We start from the raw sequence: 14240 nt of genomic DNA, 5'->3' as shown, positions 1-14240 counted from the left end.
TCATGTCGCTTCGCGATGCGTTTCGATGCGTGTCCAGCGTCTGTCCGATCATCTCCGGCTGGACTAGAGGCGATTCACACCGGAGGACGTCGTGACCCCACGCGTATCGAAGAATGACTGTGCGCGTCCAGCCAGCGCTTCGACGTCATAGGCATCGTGGTTCTGCACCAGGATCACCAGGTCGGCGGATTTCACGGCATGGTCTAGGTTCGCGACTCGTTCCAGCGGCCCGTCGGGCAGGTTCCAGGTGGGTACGTTCGGGTCGTGATAGCTCACCTCAGCGCCCCACTCGCGCAGATACTCCGCCAGTGGTACGGCGGGGGACTCCCGCTGATCGGCGATGTTGCGCTTGTATGTCACGCCAAGCAGCAGGATGTGTGAGCCGCGCAGTGCCTTCGCGTCTTCGTTCAGAATGTCCTGGGCTCGGCGTGCCACGTATGCTGGCATGCTGGAGTTGACCTCCTGAGCCAGTTCGACGAACCGGAATGGATAGCCGAGCCGTGTGCGGACGGTGTAGCTCAGGTAATTCGGGTCGATCGGGATGCAATGACCACCCACGCCGGGGCCCGGGTAGAAGGCCTGGAAGCCGAAGGGCTTCGTTGCTGCCAGGTCGATTACGTTCCACAGATCGATCCCGAGTTCGTGGCAGAACCGGGCCATCTCGTTGACGAGAGCAATGTTGATGTGCCGGTACGTGTTCTCCAGCAGCTTGGCCGTCTCAGCTTCCCTGCTGCCCTTCGCCGGCACCACCGTGTCGATGAACCGCTGGTAGAACGCTGTGGCACGCTCGGTACACGCCGGCGTGACACCGCCGACCACCTTGGGTGTGTTCCGGACTCCGTAGGTCGCATTGCCTGGATCGATGCGCTCGGGTGAGAACGCGAGGAATACGTCAGTGCCGACGATCATCCCGCCTTCTTCGAGTACTGGCCGGACGATCTCCTCGGTGGTGCCCGGCCATGTGGTCGACTCCAGCACAACCAACATTCCTGACCGAAGATGCCGCGCGATCGTGCTCACGGCTCCGGTCACCGCGCCTAGGTCCGGCGCACCGTCACGGGCGAGTGGCGTGGGCACACAGACGATGGCCGTACTCGCTTCGGCGAGGACGGAATCGTCCGCGCTCGCTCGGAATCCAGCGCTGAGCATCGCCTGGATGTCGTCGTCGCTGAGATCGTCGATGTGGGAATGTCCCGCGTTCAGCCCTTCCACCACGCTCGGGTTGATGTCGAAGCCAACCACAGACAGCCCCTGCAGCGCGGCCTCCTGCGCCAGCGGCAGGCCGACGTAGCCCATTCCAACGATGACGACATCTGCGCTCACGTGTGCTCCTTCTCGCCTAGCGGGCGCCATCGGCGCGATGCCAGCATACGTCCGGTCGGTCCCACGAGTGATCTACTACCCGTGCTGCAGTCAGTCGCGACCGAACAGATCTCTCGTGTACACCTTGTGCGGAACATCATCGAGATCCTGGTGCAGTCGGTTGGACAGGATCAGGTCTGCCCGCGCCTTGAACTCGTCCAGGCTCCGCACCACCGGAGAGCGGAAGAAGTGCTCCTCCTCGAGGTTCGGCTCGTACACGATCATCTCGACCCCCTTGGCTTTGATCCGCTTCATGATCCCTTGGATCGCGGAGGTGCGGAAGTTGTCCGAGCCCGCCTTCATCACGAGCCGGTAGACGCCCACCACTTCGGGATCGCGGCGGAGTACATCGGCGGCGATGAAGTCCTTGCGGGTGGTGTTGGCGTCGACTACCGCGCGAATGAGGTTCTGCGGCACGTCCTGGTAGTTCGCCAGTAGCTGCCTGGTGTCCTTGGGTAGGCAGTAGCCGCCGTAACCGAAGGAGGGGTTGTTGTAGTGGGTGCCGATCCGGGGGTCCAGGCCGACTCCCTGGATGATCTGCTCCGGGTTCAGGCCGTGAGTGGAGGCGAAGGTGTCGAGCTCGTTGAAGTACGCCACCCGCAACGCGAGGAAGGTGTTGGCGAACAGCTTGATCGCCTCCGCCTCGGTCGGGTCCGTGAGTAGCACCGGGACGTCCTTGTCCAACGACCCCTCCAGCAGCAGGTCCGCGAATCTCCGGCCGGCCTCGCTCCGGTCGCCCACCACGATCCGGGTCGGGTGCAGGTTGTCAGCCAGTGCCCGCCCCTCCCGAAGGAACTCGGGAGAGAACAGGACATGTAGTCCCGCGTGGTCCTCCCGCAGCCGCTCGATGTAGCCCACTGGAATCGTCGACTTCACCACCACGACGGCCGCCGGGTTCACCCGCTCGACGCCCGCGATCACCGACTCCACCGTCGAGGTGTCGAAGGAGTTGGTCTCCTCGTCGTAGTTGGTCGGTGTGGCCACCACCACGAACTCTGCACCCTCATAGGCCTCGGCCTGATCGAGCGTCGCCCGAAGGGTCAAGCGGCCCGAGCCCAGGTACTCTTCCAACTCGGCATCCACGATGGGGGAACTACCCGCATTGACGAGGTCGACCCGAGCAGAGTCGATGTCGAGCGCCACCACCTCGTGATGCTGCGCCAGCAGCGCGCCGATGGACAGTCCCACATACCCAGTTCCGACAACGGCGATCTTCACTTCATGGCTCCTCGAGGCCGAAGGTCTGACAGCAGCAGCCTACGATGCCTCGCACCGTCGCGGCGCCATGCTAGGCGCCAGGCAGCGCCCGCCCCATCGCCGCGATCGTCTCCTCCATGATCGGCCGCGGCGTGGCGAAGTTGTAGCGCACGAATCCCTGGCCAGCGTCCCCGCACATGGCGCCATCGGTGGTGGCGACGTCGGCTCGGGAGGCGAGGAACGCCGTCGGGCTCGCGGCGCTCTCGGGCAACTCGACCTCCCGGAAGTCCAGCCAGGCCAGGTAGGTTCCCTCAGGTGGGGTGTACCGCACCCCAGGCAGGTGCTCGGCCACGAGCTCGGCCAGGCGCCGGCGATTGCCGTCAAGGTAGGTGAGCACCTCCTCCAGCCACTGCCCACCGGCCGAGTACGCCGCCGTGTTCGCGATCACGCCCAGGTTGGCTGCGCCGTGCTCGAGCATCATGCCCTTCGAGCGCCAGATCTCTCGATCGGCGTCACCGGAGAGCACCACCTGGGCACACTTCATTCCCGGCAGATTCCAGGCCTTCGATGCCGAGGTTGCGGTCAGCGTGTGGTTCGCGGCCGCCTCGTTCACCGAGGCGTAGGGCACATGGCGGTGCCCGGGGAAGACGAGTGGTGCGTGGATCTCGTCGGAGAACACCCGCCCACCGTGGCGCTCCACCACCTCGCTGATGGCCGCCATCTCCTCGGTCTCGAGCACCCGGCCGATCGGGTTGTGAGGATTGCACAGCACCAGCAACCCACCGCCGTCGGCGAACGCCGCATCGAGGGCGTCCAGGTCGTACACATACCGCTCACCCTCATGTGCCAGCGGCACCTGGATGATGCGCCGTCCGTGGGCCAGAGGCACGGACAGGAAGGGCATGTAGGCGGGTGTGGGGAGCACCACGGCCGAGCCGGGGGCGCTGAAGTGGTCGATCGCCGCTTCGAGCCCGGCGATCACATCGGCCACGGGGTGGACGTCTGCAGGGTCGACGGACCACTGGTAGCGGGTCTGCGCCCACTCGGCATACGCCTGGGACATTGCCGCCGCGGTCGCCGCCGGCAGGTACCCGAACGAACCGACGTCGACTGCGGCGTGCAGCGCCTGCGTGATCGGGGGAGCGATCCCGAAGTCCATCTCGGCCACGAAGGCCCCGATCTTGCCCTCGAAAGCGGTCCATTTCACCCCGCCCACCGCACGTAGCTGCTCCATGGTGACGTCGTCGAAGGTCTGAGTCATCGTTCGGATCCCTTCCGCCGCGACCCGTTGCTGCCGGGTTCGTCGGCGATCTCGTTGAGGTAGTTGTAGATCGTGAAGCGCGTCACCCCGAGGGAGGCGGCGATCATCTCGACGGCGTCCCGCAACAGGAACATCCCGCGCGCCTGGAGTGAGCGCACCACCGCCAGTTTGTGCTCCTTGCGCATGAGGTCCACCGGCACCTGCTGCTCGAGGATCGCCTGATGGATCAGGTGCGCGGCAAGCTCGTCCACGTCGCGGGCGAAGACCTCGGTTGGCCCATCTGCCGTCGCGTCCGGTGACTGGTCCGGTGGCTCGGTCTCGGCCCCCGGATCCAGCCCGATCATCTGTGCCGTGATGCGGTGCAGGGACTGCCAGACCGACAGATCCGAGTTCAGGCACAGGGCCGCCACCGGGGTGCCGGCGGAATCCTTGATGATCATCGTGGTCGAGCGCATGGAGCGCCCGTCCGGCAGTGTGGTCTGATACCCGACGGCGTGGTCCAGCTCTCCCGCCGTCATCCGTTGCAGGAGCAGATCGGTTGCAGGATCCCCGATACGCCGACCGGTGACATTGCCGTGCACCGCAACGATCGAGTCCGGCAACTGGGCCAGATCGTGCAGCACCACCTCGGTCGACTCGGGCAGCGCTTGCCCCAGCGGCTCCACCAGTGCCGTGAAGACGGCGAGCAACCGCTCGCGCTCGCTCGCCCTCACGGCAGTCCTCGTGGCGCCGGGAGCGACCTCGTCGACCACTGCGCTCTCGTCTCGATCAGCCATCTTGCGCCTTCCCTCGCGACAGGGGGCCACTGCCCCCGACTCTCACCCTGACTCCGGAATGTTTCGTCCATGTCAACATCCCGTTGCATTCTTCAACAAATCCTTGTGGGCATCAACTGGCATTTGTAGCGTCCCACACAAGGTCGAAGTGTCCGCCCGGGACGCGACCGGCCAGCCCCACTCCCAAGGAGACCCCATGACCAGTACAGCGATTCGTTCCCCGCACGCCGCGGCCGCGATCGGTGCGGGCCTCACGGCCCTGACGCTTGCCGCGTGCGGGGGAGGGGCGGACGCCGAGACGGACGCAGCCGTCGAGGCCAGCCCGACGTCGGGAGGTGCGGCCACCTTCGCCGTCGACTCCCCCTTCTATGGTTTCGATCCGAACGTCACCCCGGCCGCGCAGGATGCGCGCGTGCTGCGGCAGATGTTCGACTCCCTGCTCTATCTCGATGCCGACGGCGAGCTCCAGCCCTGGTTGGCCACCGAGTGGTCGGTCAGCGAGGACGGACTCACCTACGACTTCACGCTCCGGGAGGACGTCACCTTCTGGGACGACACCCCCTTCGACGCTGAGGCGCTGTGCTTCAACCTCGACCGCATCGTCGATCCTGACGTGGGCTCCATCTACGCGATCGGCCTGGTCGGGCCCTACGACTCGTGCTCCGTGGTCGAGGAGTTCACCGCCCAGGTACAGATGTCGGCACCCTTCGCACCGTTCCTGAACAACCTCACCTCGCCGTTCCTCGGGATGAACTCACCGACCGCCGCAGCCGAGGCAGACCCGGCCGACTACCTCATCGAGCCCACCGGGTCGGGACCGTTCGAGTTCGTCTCCTACACCCCGCAGGACCGGATCGAACTCGTCCGCAACGAGGACTATGCCTGGGCTCCCGGTAACGCCGACCATGAAGGACCTGCCCACCTCGAGGAACTCACGTTCCAGATCATCAGCGACGCGACCGTGCGGATGGGGTCGCTGCGCAGCGGGGACGTCCAGGGCATCGGCAACGTGCCGGAGACTGAAATCGCCGCCGTCGAGGCAGACACCAGCCTCGTCGTCACCGCGCAACAGCAGTCCGGTGCGCCCTACCAACTGCACCTCAACGCCGACGGCATCTTCGCCGACGTGGCCGTACGGCAGGCGGCACGTGCCGCACTCGACATCGACTCCGCCGTCGAGGCCCTCTACTTCGGTGCCTACGAGCGCGCCTGGGGGCCCCTGGCCCCCACCACCATCGGCTACGACCCCGCGGTCGAGAACGCGTTCAGTTTCGACGCCGACGAAGCCGCCAGTCTGCTCGAAAGCGCCGGCTGGGTCGAAGGGCCCGACGGGGTCCGTACCCGCGACGGTGAGGAGCTCACCATCCGCTACATCGAGGGCAGCCCGAACCGGGAGAAGCGCCAAGACCTGGCCACCTTCTTCGAGGCGAACCTCGAAGCCGTCGGCTTCGATGTCGAGGTGACCTTCGCGGCCACCGCCGAACTGCAGACGGTGCTGCAGGAAGGCGAGTACGACATCGCCGGCCTGTCACTGGTGGCTGTCGACCCGAACGTCCTCTACCAGATGTACGACCCCCGGTTCATCCCCGTGCCGGGTCAGACCGGCTTCAACATGAGCCACACCGACGAGCAGAGCGTCACCGACCTGGCCGCGCAGAGTCAGCAACTCACCTACGGGCCCGAACGTGACGCCGTCGTGGCCGAGCTTCAGGCGGACGTGGTCGAGAACGCCCGCTCGATCGCCATCTACGTGCCCACCTACACCCTGGCCACCAACGGACTGACCGGTCTGCGGTTCGACGCCGAGGGCTACCCGATCTTCTACGACGCCTACCTGACCGGGAACTGAGCCATGGTGCACGTCGTCCTCACCCGCCTGCTGGCAGCCGTCCCGACGCTGCTCGGTGTGATGGTGATCCTGTTCATCACCTTGCGCCTGCTGCCCGGCGACCCGACCGCGGCCATGCTCGGGGGAGCCGAGGCCACACCGGAGACCATCGCGGCGCTCGAGGCGCAGTTCGGCCTCGACCGCCCGGTGGGCGAGCAGTTCCTGATGTTCATGGGTGACGTCCTCACCCTCGACCTGGGAACCTCCTACGCCACCCGCCAGCCGGTGGGGGTGATGATCAGTCAGCAGATCGGTCACACCCTCCAACTGGCCGGTGCGGCCGCGGTGATCTCGGCCGTCGCCGGCATCGTGCTCGGCTCGCTCGCAGCGATCCGCCGGGACGGGTGGCTCGATGCCGGCATCCGGGTGCTGAGCCTGGTCAACACGGCGATGCCCTCGTTCTGGCTCGGCCTGCTGCTGATCATGGCCTTCGCCTTCGGCCTCGGCTGGTTCCCGGCCACCGGCACCGGCAGCCTCGCCCACCTGATCCTGCCGGCCGTGACGCTCGGCCTCTCCGCCGCCGGCACGGTCACCAGGATCGTGCGCAACAGCGTGCTCGAAGTGCTCGGCGAGAACTACGTCACGGCTCTGCACGCGAAAGGGCTGCGGGCTCGCACGGTCGTCGCCGTGCACGTCCTGCGCAACGCCGTCATCCCGACGGTGACGGTCGTCGGCATCCAGCTCGGCGCGCTCGTGGCCGGATCGGTGATCGTCGAGACCGTCTTCACCCGTCAGGGCATCGGCCAGACGCTCGTCCAGGCGATCAACGGTCAGGACTACCCCGTCATCCAGGGGGTCGTGCTCGTCATCGCCGTCATCTACGTCGCGATCAACATCGTCGTCGACATCTCCTACTCGGCCATCGACCCACGTGTGCGCGCCACCGTGGCTCGCTGAAGAGACTCGCTGAAGGGACACTGCCATGCCGCTGCTTACTGCCGGCCGGGTACTCGCCGGCCCCGCACTCGAACCCCTCGACGATGCCGCCCTGGTGATCGAGGGCACCATGATCGCCTGGGTCGGGCCCCGTACCCAGATCCCGCCCGAGTACCGCGAGCAGGAGACGGTCGATCTGGGCGCATCCACCGTGCTTCCCGGCCTCATCGACGCCCACGTCCATCTCGCCTTCGACGGCGGACCCCACCCCGTGGAGCGCATGCGCGCCGAGAACGACGCCGCGCAGGTGGCGCTGATGCTCCGCAGCGCCCGCGAGCTCCTCAGCGTCGGGGTGACCACCGCCCGCGATCTCGGCGCCCGGGACCTGCTCGCCGTCACCGTCCGCGATGCCATCGCCGACGGCACCGCCCGCGGCCCGCGCATGCTCGTGGCGGGACCGGCGCTGACCGTGACCGGCGGCCACTGCTGGTTCATGGGCGGCGAGGCCGACAGCGAGCAGGAGCTGCGGATGGCCGTGCGGCGCCTGCACAAAGCCGGCGTGGACTGCATCAAGATCATGTCCACCGGCGGCAACATGACGCCGGGGTCGGCGCCGTGGCATGCCCAGTTCACCGCCGAGGAACTCGCCGCCGTGGTCTCCGAGGCCCACCGGCTCGGGAAGAAGGTGGCCGCCCACGCACACGGAGTCGAGGGCATCCGGCGTGCGCTCGCGGCCGGCGTCGACACGCTCGAGCACTGCTCCTTCCAGACCGCCGACGGCACCGACGGCTTCGACCCGGCCCTCGCCGACGCGATCGCCGTCGCGCCGGTGGCGGTCTCACCCACCTGCTCGGCCCGGGTGCTCGAGTTCCAGCGGCTGCTGCCCCCGCGCACCTCTGCGCTCGCCGAGCTGTACCAGCGCGGCGCCACCATCGTGGCCTCCACCGACGCCGGGATCGACCACAACCCGCACTACGGCTTCGTTCACGCCCTGGAGGCGATGCACGAGCTGGGCATGTCCCGCCTGGACGTGCTCCGCGCAGCGACCGTCACCGCGGCAGACGTGCTCGGAGTGGGATCGAGCACCGGGTCGCTGGCCCCCGGGCTCGAAGCGGACCTCATCGCGGTCCCAGCCGACCCGACTGCCGACCTCGGCGCCCTGCACGAACTGGAGTACGTGATGACGCGGGGTGTGCCCTTCACCCCGGACCCGGTACCGGAGATCCTCCCGCTGGACGTCGACGACCTGCCGGACATGCTGCGGCGCATCATCGAGGCCCACGAATCCGCCACGGCTGGTGTGTGATGGCCACCGCGCTGGCCGCACCGGCCCGCTCACCGCTGCGGCTGCGGATGCCGCGGCTGTCCACCTCACGGGTGACGTTCGCCGTCGCCGTGGTCTGGTTGGCCATCGTGGCCGCTGCCGCCCTCATCCCTGGCCTGCTCGGCCCCGGAGATCCTGCGGCGCTGGACCCCTCCCAGGTGCTGACCGCGCCCGGTGAGCAGGCACTGCTCGGAACCGACCACTACGGCCGGTCGGTCCTGACGTTGCTGGTGCACGGGGCCCGCACAGCGCTGGTCATCGGGCTCGCGGCCACAGCGCTCGGGCTCGTGCTCGGCGGATGGTTCGGCCTGCTCGCCGGATACCTCGGCGGGTGGGTGGACATGCTCGTGGGCCGCGTCGTCGACATGCTCATGTGCTTCCCCGGCGTGCTCCTCGCCCTCGTGATCGCCAGCGGGCTCGGCGCCTCCACCACCAACCTGATCATCGCCGTCGGCATCTCGGCAGCACCCGGCTTCGCCCGCGTGATGCGCGGGCAGGTGCTCAGCGTCCGCTCGCGGCTCTACGTCGAAGCAGCCCGTTCGATGGGATTCGGCTCGGGGCGCATCATCGTGTGTCACGTCCTGCCCAATGCACTGGCGCCGAGCGCCGTCCTGGCCACCGTCACCGTCGGCACCTCCATCGTGGCCGCCGCCTCGCTCAGCTTCCTCGGGCTGGGCGTGCGTTCCGACGTGCCCGACTGGGGCCAGCTGCTCTCGATGGGCCAGCCCTACCTCGCCAGCGCGTGGTGGATCTCCACCTTCCCCGGCGTGGTCCTGACCCTCACCGTGATCGCCGTCAGCCTCGTCGGGGACTGGCTGCGCGATCGTATGGACTCGGACTGAAGGAGATGACGATGACCGACACCCTGCTGCGCCTGAACGGCGTCCGGGTCGAGCTCGATCGCGGCAGCACCACGATCCCGCTGGTGCGCGAGGCGACGCTGGAGGTGGGGCGCGGGGAGATCGTGTGCCTGGTCGGCGAATCCGGATCCGGCAAGTCCGTCACGGCCCGCACCATCATGGGACTGACCCAGCTCGATGCGGCAATGCGAGTCAGCGGCACCGCCTCCTTCGACGGCACGGACCTGTTCGCACTCCCGCCGGTGCAGATGCGGCGCCTGCGCGGGCGCGAGCTGGCGATGGTCTTCCAGGAACCGTTGAGCAGCCTCGATCCCGTCTTCGGGGTGGAGTTCCAACTGCGGGAGGCGCTGCGCCGGCGGGAACGCCTCTCCCGGACCGCTGAGCGCGCCCGGCTGCGCGAGTGCCTGGCCGAGGTGGGCATCCACGACGGCGATCGCGTGCTCCGCAGTCACCCGCACGAGCTCTCCGGCGGGATGTGCCAGCGGGTGATGATCGCCATGGCGCTGCTCGCCCGCCCCCGGTTGCTGATCGCCGACGAACCGACCACGGCGCTGGACGTCACGATCCAGGCACAGATCCTCGAGCTCATCGACCGGCTGCGCACTGAGGAGGGCATGGCGGTGCTGCTCGTCACCCACGACATGGGTGTCGCCGCCGAACTGGCCGACCGGATCGTGGTGATGTACTCCGGCCGCGTGGTCGAGACCGCACCGCCGCAGGAGGTGCTCGCCCACCCGGCCCACCCCTACACCGCCGGTCTGCTGGGGTCCATCCCCCCGATGCGCGGCCCGAGGCCGCAGATGCTGCCCACCATCGGTGGCTCGGTGCCCGACCCGAGCCGGGTTCCGGACGGGTGCGCATTCCACCCCCGCTGCCCTCGCGCGGCAGCGGAGTGCAGCGAGCAGAGCCCCGCGTTCGTTCCCTTGACCGGCGGTGCCGTGGCCTGTTGGCACCCACTCGTGGAGGAGTCCGTATGACGACGCCCATGGTGCCCGCTGGGCACGCGAAGTCCGCTGGACGCAAGGCGCCCAGCCGCCCGATGACCACGGCCGAGGACCCCATCGTGACCCTGCACGGGGTCACCAAGGAGTTCCGGGTGGCGCAGGCCCCCGGCCCGTTCGCGCCACGCAGCACCCTGCGGGCCGTCGACGACGTCGCCGTGAGCATGGCCCGTGGAGAGACTTTCGGCCTCGTTGGGGAGTCCGGCTCGGGGAAGTCGACGCTGGGACGGCTGGCGGTCGGCCTCACCGAACCCACCAGCGGCGAGGTGGAATTCGACGGGCGGATCCTCTCGCAGCTGCGCAGACCGGAGTTGCGGCGGGCTCGGCGGGACATGCAGGTCGTGTTCCAGGACCCGCTCGGTTCGCTGAACCCACGCATGCGCATCGGCGAGATCATCGCCGAGCCGCTGCGAGTGTTCGAGAATCTGAGTGGATCGTCGCTGCAGGATCGCGTCGACGAGCTCCTGCGGGCGGTCGGTCTCGACCCGTCACGGGCCCACGCCCGCCCACGCACTCTCTCGGGCGGGCAGCGCCAGCGAGTCGGCATCGCCCGCGCCATCGCCCTCAACCCCTCCTTGGTGCTGGCTGATGAGGCGGTCTCCGCCCTGGACGTCTCCGTGCAGGCACAGATCACCAACCTGCTCATGGACCTGCGGGAACGGCTCGGCCTGTCCTACCTGTTCATCGCCCACGGCCTGCCGATCGTGCGGCACGTGGCGCACCGCGTCGGCGTCATGTACCTGGGCAGGCTGGTCGAGGTGGCCCCCACCGAGACCCTGTTCGCCAACCCGCAGCACCCCTACACGCGTGCACTGCTGGCCGCCTCACCCGATCCTGACCCGGCCGCGCGCCGGGAACGGATCGTGCTGCAGGGCGAGCCGCCCTCACCGATGAACCTTCCCTCGGGATGCCGCTTCCGCACCCGATGCCCGATCGCACGCGAGGTGTGCGCCGCCGAGGCGCCGCCGCTGGTGCCGCTCGGTGGTGGGCACGAGGTGGAGTGCCATTTCCCCGGCGAGCGCGAGAAGATGGCCGCATGAGTGCACCACCGGCCCCCGCCAGCACCTCCCGCCGCGCGGTCGGCGTGCTCATCGCCAGCAACCTGCTCGGCGGCGTCGGCGTGGCCTCTGGGGTAGCCGTCGGCGGGCTGCTCGCCGAACGCCTCGGCGGGACGTCGGTGGCCGGCCTCGGCCAGGCCGCGAGCGTCCTCGGTGCGGCGATCGCGGCAGTTCCGCTGGCGCGCCTGGCAGCCCGGGCCGGCAGGCGGCGGTCCCTCGCCCTCGGGTACGCCCTCGCCACGGCGGGGGCCCTGACCATCCTGACGGCCGCCGTCGTGAATCAGTTGATCGTGCTCCTGGCAGGCCTGGGCCTGTTCGGGGTGGCGCAGGCGGTCAACCTGCAGTCCCGCTACGCCGCTGGCGAGAACGCCACCGCCGCCACCCGCGGGCGCACCATGGCGATCGTCATCTGGGCCACCACCATCGGCTCGGTCGCCGGACCGAACCTCACCGACCCGGGCAACGCCGCCGGGATCGCCGCCGGCCTGCCCTCCCTCGCGGGCCCGTACCTGTTCTCCCTGGTCGCCTTCGCGCTCGCCGGCACCGTGATCGCCCTGTTCTACCCGCGATTGCCGACGGCGCAGCCCGCCCCGGCTGCAGACCTCACCAGCGAGCCGGAACCCGCGAGCGAACCGGTCGGCACCCTGGCCTCCCTGCGCTGGGCAGGCCGGCATGCCGTGGCGCGCTACGCCGTCGTGCTCACGGCCTGCGCCCACTCGGTAATGGTGATGGTCATGGTGATGACCCCGGTGCACCTGGCTCACCACGGCATGTCCCTGACGGTGGTGGGCGTGGTGATCAGCCTGCACATCCTCGGCATGTTCGGGCTCAGCCCCGTGTTCGGATGGTGCGCCGACCGGTTCGGCGGGGTGCGCACCGGCGCCGGGGGCATGGCGGGCCTGGTGGTGGCGCTCGTGCTTGGGCTCGTGGCCGCGCAGGAATCAGCCGGGGGAGTGCTCACCGCCGTGGCCCTGACAGTGCTCGGGGTGGGGTGGTCGGCGTGCGTGATCGGAGCCTCGGCGCTGCTCGCCGCGACAGAAGGGCACGTGCGGTTGCCGCTGCAGGGCGCCACCGACGCCGGCATGAACGCCGCCGGGGCGCTCGCGGCCGCGCTCGCCGGGCCGATCCTCGCCTGGGGCGGGTTCACGGCGGTGAATGTCGCCGGTGCGGTGCTGCTGGTGCCGGCGGTGGTGGTGCTCGTGGCCGCGTTGCGGGCGGGGCGGGTGAAGGCGCTGGCTGTGGCCTAACGGGGTCGAGTGCGGCGTGGCCCCCGGCGGACGCAGTTTCCCGCTGTCGACCCGAGTTCCCGGCGCCGACCGAGAGTGGAAGGTGAGTCCACGCCTGGAAACCCGGTCCGAACAATCGGCGCACGGAGCCGAGTCGCGCATCCGAAATGTCACAATACCTGCACATCGGCGGCAATGTTACCGCTCTTGCACATAGCCGCAAAGTGAAGGTACGGTGACATTGTGGCTGGGATCCCGTTCAGTACGCCCACTCAGGTCGGGGCAGCGATACGCGGCGCCCGGATCCGGGCCGGCATCACCCAGGCTGAACTTGCTGAACGTGCCGGTGTCAGCCGACGGTGGCTGATAGCCGTCGAGGCCGGGGACGGGCAGCGGGCTGAGCTCGGGAAAGTCCTCGACACTCTGGATTCCCTGGATCTGGCGATCGTCGCCGAGCAGCGCGGCGATCACGATGGGCTTCTCGACCTGTTGGACGGGACATGATGGGCCAGCGGCTGGCCGTGATCCTCTACGGTGAGCACGTCGCCGATCGCGATCAGAACGCCGACGGTCAGCATGTCTTGCGCTATCGCGACACTTCCGAGACCACACCCTTGTCGCTGACCATGCCGCCTGTGACCTTGCTGCTACTCGTGGACGAACTCTGGCCGGGCGGATGGTGGTGGCATGCTCGGCTGCCGCCTGCGGGAGGCTTAGGTCCGATCCTCCACGGCGTTGTGTTCCGGCGACGGATCGATCTCGCGTGCCCAGCGTGAGAACCGGTCGATGAGCGCGGCACGGGCCCGCGCGTCGATGCCGTACAGGGCGAACTGGCGCGGGCCGTACTTCCCCCGCTCACTGGCATCGTGAGGCATTCGGAAGCGCTGGGCCAGCATACGGCGGTCCATCGGGGTGGCTTCCTGTTGGTCTCCCAGTGCAAGCACCTCCTCACGGGTGAACGTCCCAGACTCCAGTACCGAGTAAATGTCGATGAAGTCGCGAACTTCGCCGCGCGACCACAGCGCGCTCATCTTGCCCGCGACAGCGTCCCGCACGTCGAGCACCGGACCGATCTGGATCTGCGCTGGCGGGAACTCCCGGTAGTTCACGCCGAGTTGGATCGAGACTGTCTCGCCTGTCGCGGCGTCCCTGACATGCACGTCCGCGAAGGTTGGCCCGCGCAGATCGTCAGTGACGTCGAACCCGGCCCCGGTGAGCGCGTCGCATACTCGTGCGAGGGCTGAGCGGAAGGTCTCCGGGTCGAACCGGTTCGTGAATAGGTCAACGTCCTCGGAAGGTCGGTCCCCGATTCCATTGGCGGACAGCGCGTAACCACCTGCGAGCACGAACCCGAACTCTGCGGCAGCTGTAAGCGCGGGTCGCGCGATCCGCTCGTGGAACTCCTGCACCG

At 68.5% G+C, this 14240-nt stretch carries 13 protein-coding genes; 8 read left to right on the top strand and 5 right to left on the bottom strand.

Going from position 1 to position 14240, the window contains the following annotated elements:
• Positions 1-63: 63 nt before the first annotated feature.
• The 4 genes from FV560_RS04345 to FV560_RS04330 all read right to left on the bottom strand — a co-directional run bounded on the left by FV560_RS04345 (position 64) and on the right by FV560_RS04330 (position 4596).
• On the bottom strand, positions 64-1323 hold the full coding sequence (locus FV560_RS04345) for a nucleotide sugar dehydrogenase (RefSeq protein ID WP_159619771.1): 1260 nt from the start codon (positions 1321-1323) through the stop codon (positions 64-66).
• A gap of 90 nt (positions 1324-1413) precedes the next feature.
• The gene (locus FV560_RS04340) at positions 1414-2580 is read right to left on the bottom strand and encodes a nucleotide sugar dehydrogenase (RefSeq protein ID WP_159619760.1); all 1167 of its coding nucleotides are present in this window, start codon (positions 2578-2580) and stop codon (positions 1414-1416) included.
• Between the two features lie 70 nt (positions 2581-2650).
• Entirely contained in the window at positions 2651-3820 is a 1170-nt protein-coding gene (locus FV560_RS04335) for a MalY/PatB family protein (RefSeq protein ID WP_159619749.1), read from the bottom strand.
• On the bottom strand, positions 3817-4596 hold the full coding sequence (locus FV560_RS04330) for a helix-turn-helix transcriptional regulator (protein WP_159619747.1): 780 nt from the start codon (positions 4594-4596) through the stop codon (positions 3817-3819). Before FV560_RS04330 ends, FV560_RS04335 begins: the two co-directional genes overlap by 4 nt.
• Positions 4597-4792: 196 nt before the next feature.
• Here FV560_RS04330 and FV560_RS04325 point away from each other — a divergent pair, with 196 nt between their 5' ends.
• From FV560_RS04325 to FV560_RS04290, 8 genes are all read left to right on the top strand, one after another.
• A complete protein-coding gene (locus tag FV560_RS04325; RefSeq protein WP_159619745.1) occupies positions 4793-6445 on the top strand; it encodes an ABC transporter substrate-binding protein in 1653 nt (550 codons plus the stop codon).
• Between the two features lie 3 nt (positions 6446-6448).
• The gene (locus FV560_RS04320; RefSeq protein ID WP_159619743.1) at positions 6449-7381 is read left to right on the top strand and encodes an ABC transporter permease; all 933 of its coding nucleotides are present in this window, start codon (positions 6449-6451) and stop codon (positions 7379-7381) included.
• Between the two features lie 25 nt (positions 7382-7406).
• Complete coding sequence (locus FV560_RS04315; protein ID WP_159619741.1) at positions 7407-8666, top strand: amidohydrolase family protein; 1260 nt, start codon at positions 7407-7409, stop codon at positions 8664-8666.
• Positions 8666-9526 carry an ABC transporter permease gene (locus tag FV560_RS04310; protein WP_159619739.1) on the top strand — a complete coding sequence of 287 codons (861 nt, stop codon included), beginning with the start codon at positions 8666-8668 and terminating at the stop codon, positions 9524-9526. The genes FV560_RS04315 and FV560_RS04310 overlap by 1 nt, the downstream gene beginning before the upstream one ends.
• Positions 9527-9537: 11 nt before the next feature.
• A complete protein-coding gene (locus tag FV560_RS04305; RefSeq protein ID WP_159619737.1) occupies positions 9538-10521 on the top strand; it encodes an ABC transporter ATP-binding protein in 984 nt (327 codons plus the stop codon).
• Positions 10518-11585 carry an ABC transporter ATP-binding protein gene (locus FV560_RS04300; protein ID WP_235019922.1) on the top strand — a complete coding sequence of 356 codons (1068 nt, stop codon included), beginning with the start codon at positions 10518-10520 and terminating at the stop codon, positions 11583-11585. The genes FV560_RS04305 and FV560_RS04300 overlap by 4 nt, the downstream gene beginning before the upstream one ends.
• Positions 11582-12850: an MFS transporter gene (locus tag FV560_RS04295; RefSeq protein ID WP_159619735.1), complete on the top strand. Its 1269-nt coding sequence runs from the start codon at positions 11582-11584 to the stop codon at positions 12848-12850. The genes FV560_RS04300 and FV560_RS04295 overlap by 4 nt, the downstream gene beginning before the upstream one ends.
• A 222-nt stretch (positions 12851-13072) precedes the next feature.
• Positions 13073-13333 carry a helix-turn-helix domain-containing protein gene (locus FV560_RS04290; RefSeq protein ID WP_235019921.1) on the top strand — a complete coding sequence of 87 codons (261 nt, stop codon included), beginning with the start codon at positions 13073-13075 and terminating at the stop codon, positions 13331-13333.
• Positions 13334-13542: 209 nt separating this feature from the next.
• On the opposite strand, the gene FV560_RS04285 is transcribed toward FV560_RS04290, so the two are convergent.
• Positions 13543-14238 (bottom strand): nucleotidyl transferase AbiEii/AbiGii toxin family protein, encoded by a 696-nt coding sequence (locus FV560_RS04285; protein WP_159619733.1) that lies wholly within the window; start codon positions 14236-14238, stop codon positions 13543-13545.
• Between the last annotated feature and the right edge of the window lie 2 nt (positions 14239-14240).

This window comes from Ruania rhizosphaerae (assembly GCF_009805705.1).
Classification (GTDB): Bacteria; Actinomycetota; Actinomycetes; order Actinomycetales; family Beutenbergiaceae; genus Ruania; species Ruania rhizosphaerae.
The sequence above is the reverse complement of the archived record's forward strand: the minus strand, read 5'-3'. Positions and strand labels throughout refer to the sequence as shown.

Excerpts from the sequence above, each read along its gene's own strand:
- FV560_RS04300 (WP_235019922.1), top strand. The coding sequence starts at position 10,518 with ATGACGACGCCCATGGTGCCCGCTGGGCACGCGAAGTCCGCTGGACGC.
- FV560_RS04315 (WP_159619741.1), top strand. The coding sequence starts at position 7,407 with ATGCCGCTGCTTACTGCCGGCCGGGTACTCGCCGGCCCCGCACTCGAA.
- FV560_RS04330 (WP_159619747.1), bottom strand. The coding sequence starts at position 4,596 with ATGGCTGATCGAGACGAGAGCGCAGTGGTCGACGAGGTCGCTCCCGGC.
- FV560_RS04305 (WP_159619737.1), top strand. The coding sequence starts at position 9,538 with ATGACCGACACCCTGCTGCGCCTGAACGGCGTCCGGGTCGAGCTCGAT.
- FV560_RS04335 (WP_159619749.1), bottom strand. The coding sequence starts at position 3,820 with ATGACTCAGACCTTCGACGACGTCACCATGGAGCAGCTACGTGCGGTG.
- FV560_RS04320 (WP_159619743.1), top strand. The coding sequence starts at position 6,449 with ATGGTGCACGTCGTCCTCACCCGCCTGCTGGCAGCCGTCCCGACGCTG.
- FV560_RS04325 (WP_159619745.1), top strand. The coding sequence starts at position 4,793 with ATGACCAGTACAGCGATTCGTTCCCCGCACGCCGCGGCCGCGATCGGT.
- FV560_RS04295 (WP_159619735.1), top strand. The coding sequence starts at position 11,582 with ATGAGTGCACCACCGGCCCCCGCCAGCACCTCCCGCCGCGCGGTCGGC.
- FV560_RS04310 (WP_159619739.1), top strand. The coding sequence starts at position 8,666 with ATGGCCACCGCGCTGGCCGCACCGGCCCGCTCACCGCTGCGGCTGCGG.